We start from the raw sequence: 2,066 nt of genomic DNA, 5'->3' as shown, positions 1-2,066 counted from the left end.
CGGTTTGTGCTGGGATGGAAGATGCTCGGGCTGGAGCGAAGCCTCGGCTCTCGCATCGTGACCTATGCCGACGATCTCGTAATCCTGTGCAGGCGGGGCAAAGCTGAAGAGGCCTTGCGACAACTGCGCATGATCATGGGAAGGCTGAAGCTGACGGTCAACGAGGAGAAGACACGAATCTGCAAGGTGCCGGAAGGAGAGTTCGACTTCCTGGGCTACTCGTTCGGGCGGATGTATTCTGCGAGAACCGGCCAGGCGCGCCTGGGGTACCGGCCATCGAAGAAAAGCATCAAGCGCATGGTGGAAACCATTCATGCGCTGACGGCTCGAACTGGGGTAGGGCAAGACACCACAGAGTTGGTGGCGAAGTTGAACCGCACGCTGCGCGGATGGGCGAACTACTTCAATGTAGGCACCGTCATCAAAGCGTATCGCGCGATCGACAACTACACCGCTGTGCGGTTGCGCCGGTGGTTGCGCTCCAAGCACAAGGTCAGGCGACGCAAGGGCGGGACTTATCCACTCTCGCACCTCTACGGGCACTTCGGGCTCGTACGCCTAACTGCGCGCGGACACGACGTGCCGTGGGTGAAGGCGTGAGGTCTTGTCCGAGAGCCGGATGCGGGAGATCTGCCTGTCCGGTTCGATGAGCGAGGTGTGGAAACGGAGTCACGGTCGAACCACTAAGGCACCGCCAGACGAAAGGGGCGGGAACAGATATGTTCGATCCTAAAGCAACCGCGTCACATCTCGACTCTACCACAATCGGAAGCCGGGATCGGTTGCAGCGTTGGTCGGCCTCCAGCCCTGAAAGCGGACCATTGCTGCGGGGGCGGTCGAGGTCAGCTGAGGGCCACTTCCGGACTCATGCATTCCGCTCGGGCAAGGCGGTCTTGCTGGCCGCACTGTCGAACGCCGTCGGCCATACAGAACCGGCTTGTGCTCGAACGGCGACGTGCCTCGTCGCGCAAGCGGTACATAGGCTAAGGCCGAGGCTTCAACCAACGCGACGAGAGCGGGAGGTGAAAAATCTTGAAGCCTTTTATTTCAGGAAACGCCTCTGCTGCGTCCACGGACACCAGGGCGGCGACCGCAGCCGGCACCTCACCTTTGACCAGCCGATCGATCGCCGCCGTGTGCCCTGCGCTGAGTTGGACCACAGGACCTTCTGCTGCCACGATCGCGATCATGATATCACCGCTCGATGCGGAATACCTGTCATCGATAGCAACGTTTTGTTCAGTAAGGGCGAGTACCGACGGGATCTCCGGTCGAACTATTACAACGGCAACCAGGGGCTCTGTGTTAGGCGACGCACCTGCAATTGGGACGGCCCCATCACGTGTCGCTGTTGCGGCCGTGACCGTCATTCGCTCTGCAACCGCCGTCGCGGCCGCCACCTGCTCCTGTATCGTCCTGCTATTGGAATTCGGAGCGGGCCCCACGTTGGACCGCGGATCCGCGACGCTTAGCCCTGTCGTACCGGGACCTGCGGCGGGGGCGCTGCTTTTGAGCTCGACTTCCGTCTTCAATGAAGGAGGCGGGAGCGGGATTCCGGTTGCCGGAGGCTCCGCCTTTGCCGTTGTGACAGTAGGTTTCGCCTTCTTGGTAGCGAGATGTGCCGGCCCCCTGTCACGGCCACGATGAGCCGGCTGCTTTTCGGAGGCTGCCGCAATTGTAAACTTGGCCGATTTTGTTCGGCTATTGGCTTTGGATGACGCGAGTTTAATCGGCTGATCGGCAGCCGTCCTATTGGAGCAGGCGAAGCCATGTTTGTCAGTGCACGATTCTATGGCCGCTTGGCGCGGTGGTTGACGACTACAGCCGACCAAGGTCGCGGCCAGCGCGATGATGAGAGGTGTTCTCAAGCAATCACCCTAGAGGATGAATTCCTGCCGGTATTCTCTCTGCGTATTGATCTCCGCGCTGATCGTTATCTTTTGTGCGAGAGTGTTAAACGAGCATTAAGCGTCCGCCGTCAGGTACGAGAAACCGCCGTATGGTTAACGCCAGGGGTGGAGCGCGTCACATTGGTTCACGCGGCGGATCGCGCCCGCTATAGCGAC

Annotated in this window: 3 protein-coding genes; 2 read left to right on the top strand and 1 reads right to left on the bottom strand. The window is 60.2% G+C overall.

What is annotated here, in order from left to right:
- Positions 1-600 (top strand): group II intron maturase-specific domain-containing protein (locus AXW67_RS24075; protein ID WP_245315419.1); only part of this gene is annotated, 600 nt, incomplete at its 5' end.
- 383 nt (positions 601-983) lie between these two features.
- Here AXW67_RS24075 and AXW67_RS44275 read toward each other — a convergent pair.
- A complete protein-coding gene (locus AXW67_RS44275; protein WP_245315697.1) occupies positions 984-1,190 on the bottom strand; it encodes a hypothetical protein in 207 nt (68 codons plus the stop codon).
- A 579-nt stretch (positions 1,191-1,769) separates the two neighbouring features.
- Here AXW67_RS44275 and AXW67_RS43490 point away from each other — a divergent pair.
- On the top strand, positions 1,770-2,066 hold a 297-nt coding region (locus AXW67_RS43490; RefSeq protein WP_210183975.1), incomplete at its 3' end, for a hypothetical protein.

This window comes from Bradyrhizobium neotropicale, assembly GCF_001641695.1.
GTDB lineage: Bacteria > Pseudomonadota > Alphaproteobacteria > Rhizobiales > Xanthobacteraceae > Bradyrhizobium > Bradyrhizobium neotropicale.
The sequence above is the reverse complement of the archived record's forward strand: the minus strand, read 5'-3'. Positions and strand labels throughout refer to the sequence as shown.

What these genes read in the sequence shown, in the direction of transcription:
- AXW67_RS44275 (WP_245315697.1), bottom strand. Translation starts at nt 1,190, where the DNA reads ATGATCGCGATCGTGGCAGCAGAAGGTCCTGTGGTCCAACTCAGCGCA.